The sequence below is a fragment of the Xanthomonas sp. SHU 308 genome, assembly GCF_000364645.1.
Classification (GTDB): domain Bacteria; phylum Pseudomonadota; class Gammaproteobacteria; order Xanthomonadales; family Xanthomonadaceae; genus Xanthomonas_A; species Xanthomonas_A sontii.
Genome location: NZ_AQOK01000808.1, coordinates 1 through 1,640 on the forward strand (window position 1 = coordinate 1; position 1,640 = coordinate 1,640).

At 71.5% G+C, this 1,640-nt stretch carries 2 protein-coding genes; both read right to left on the reverse strand.

From position 1 onward, the window contains the following. On the reverse strand, window positions 1-967 hold a 967-nt coding region (leuB, locus tag D588_RS0121285; RefSeq protein ID WP_017917439.1), incomplete at its 3' end, for a 3-isopropylmalate dehydrogenase. Continuing rightward, window positions 957-1,535: a 3-isopropylmalate dehydratase small subunit gene (gene leuD / locus D588_RS0121290; RefSeq protein ID WP_017914017.1), complete on the reverse strand. Its 579-nt coding sequence runs from the start codon at window positions 1,533-1,535 to the stop codon at window positions 957-959. The genes leuD and leuB, both read right to left, overlap by 11 nt. Between the last annotated feature and the right edge of the window lie 105 nt (window positions 1,536-1,640).

The window sequence follows — 1,640 nt, forward strand, 5'->3', positions numbered from 1 at the left end:
CGAGCGCGGCATCCACCGCCTGCTCGATCGCCGCCGCCTCGGCTTCCAGGCCCAGCGAGTGGCGCAGCAGCAGCGCCGCGCTGAGGATGGTCGCGTAGGGGTTGGCGATGCCCTTGCCGGCGATGTCCGGCGCCGACCCGTGGATCGGCTCGTACAGGCCGATGCGGCCGTCGCCCAGCGAGGCCGACGGCAGCAGGCCCAGCGAGCCGGCCAGCATCGAGGCTTCGTCGGTGAGGATGTCGCCGAACATGTTCTCGGTGACGATCACGTCGTACTCGCGCGGCTTGGCCAGCAGGTGCATGGCCATCGAATCGACCAGTTGGTGTTCCAGGCGCACGTCCGGGAATTCCTCGCGGCCGATGCGTGCGGCGACGTCGCGCCACAGCCGCGAGGTTTCCAGCACGTTGGCCTTGTCCACCGAGACCACGTGGTTGCGGCGCTGCCGGGCCAGGCGGAACGCACTGCGCAGCACCCGTTCGATCTCCGCGACGGTATAGCGGCACAGGTCGCTGGCGTCGCTGGCGCTGCGGGTCTTGTCGCCGAAGTAGATGCCGCCGGTCAGTTCGCGCACCACCACGATGTCCACGCCCTGCAGCAGGTGCGGCTTGATCGGCGAGGCGTCCAGCGCCGCCTTGTGCGGCTTGACCGGGCGCAGGTTGGCGAACAGGCCCAGGCCGCGGCGGATCGCCAGCAGGCCCTGTTCGGGGCGCACCTTGGCGTTGGGGTCGGACCACTTCGGTCCGCCGACCGCGCCCAGCAGCACCGCGTCGGCGCCCTGGCAGGCGGTCAGCGTCGCCGCCGGCAGCGGCTCGCCGTGGCGGTCGATGGCGATGCCGCCGATGTCGTGTTCGTGGAACTGGAAGTCGTGGCCGTGGCGTGCGGCGACGGCGCGCAGCACCGCGACCGCGGCGGCGGCGACTTCCGGACCGATGCCGTCGCCGGGCAGGACGACGATGTCAGCGTGCATGGGTGGCCTCGTAGCGTTCGATGTCGGGTTGGCGCAGCAATAGGTAACCCATCTCGTCCACGCCTTCGAGCAGGCAGGTCTGCGAGAACGCATCGAGCGGGAAGGCGTAGACGCGGCCGTCGGGCGTGCGCAGCTCGCGCGCGGCCACGTCCACGGTCAGTTCGTCGTCCGGGCGCTGCATCAGCGTCTGCACGTCGTCCTCGGCCAGCACGATCGGCAGCAGGCCGTTCTTGAGGCTGTTGTTGCGGAAGATGTCGGCGATCTCGCTGCTGACGATGGCGCGCAGGCCCAGGTCGGTCAGCGCCCACGGCGCATGCTCGCGCGAGGAGCCGCAGCCGAAGTTGCGCCCGGCCAGCAGGATCTGGCGGCCGGCGTTGTGCGCCTGGTTGAAGGCGAACTCCGGGTTCGGCGTGCCGTCGGCCTGCCAGCGCCAGTCGTTGAAGGCGTGGCGGCCGAGGCCGGCGCGTTCGGTGGTGGACAGGAACCGCGCCGGGATGATCTGGTCGGTGTCGATGTTGGTCTGGCGCAGCACCACGCTGCGCGAGGTGAGGGTGGCGAAGCCGGCCATCACGGGGTCTCCTGGGAAGCGGCGGAGTCGGGGGCGGGCGCCGCGGTGTCGGCCACCGGCGGCAGCGCCGCGGGCGGCACGTGCGGCGGCAGCAGCGGCTGGTGG

What these genes read in the sequence shown, in the direction of transcription:
- leuD (WP_017914017.1), bottom strand. Translation starts at nt 1,535, where the DNA reads ATGGCCGGCTTCGCCACCCTCACCTCGCGCAGCGTGGTGCTGCGCCAG.